Below are 614 nucleotides of genomic sequence, written 5' to 3' on the forward strand. Positions count from 1 at the left end.
TTAACGGGCTCTGACTACTTGTAGGCACACGGTTTCAGGATCTCTTTCACTCCCCTTCCGGGGTGCTTTTCACCTTTCCCTCACGGTACTGGTTCACTATCGGTCACTAGGTAGTATTTAGCCTTGGGAGATGGTCCTCCCAGCTTCCGACGGAATTTCACGTGTTCCGCCGTACTCAGGATCCACTCAAGAGGGAACGAAGTTTCAACTACAGGGTTGTTACCTTCTTCGACGGACCTTTCCAGGTCGCTTCATTTACTTCGTTCCTTTGTAACTCCGTATAGAGTGTCCTACAACCCCAAGAGGCAAGCCTCTTGGTTTGGGCTAATTCCGTTTCGCTCGCCGCTACTCAGGAAATCGCATTTGCTTTCTCTTCCTCCGGGTACTTAGATGTTTCAGTTCCCCGGGTCTGCCTTCAATATCCTATGTATTCAGATAAAGATACTGTTCCATTACGAACAGTGGGTTTCCCCATTCGGAAATCTCCGGATCAAAGCTCACTTACAGCTCCCCGAAGCATATCGGTGTTAGTCCCGTCCTTCATCGGCTCCTAGTGCCAAGGCATTCACCGTGCGCCCTTTCTAACTTAACCATTAGCGAATAAATGGTACAAC

General features: G+C 49.2%; 1 rRNA gene. It reads right to left on the reverse strand.

Features of this window, described 5'->3' with window-relative positions:
* Positions 1 to 592 (reverse strand): 23S ribosomal RNA (locus tag AC0KUU_RS29945); the annotation flags it as partial.
* Positions 593 to 614: the final 22 nt, after the last annotated feature.

Source organism: Priestia sp. ST2 (assembly GCF_055810735.1).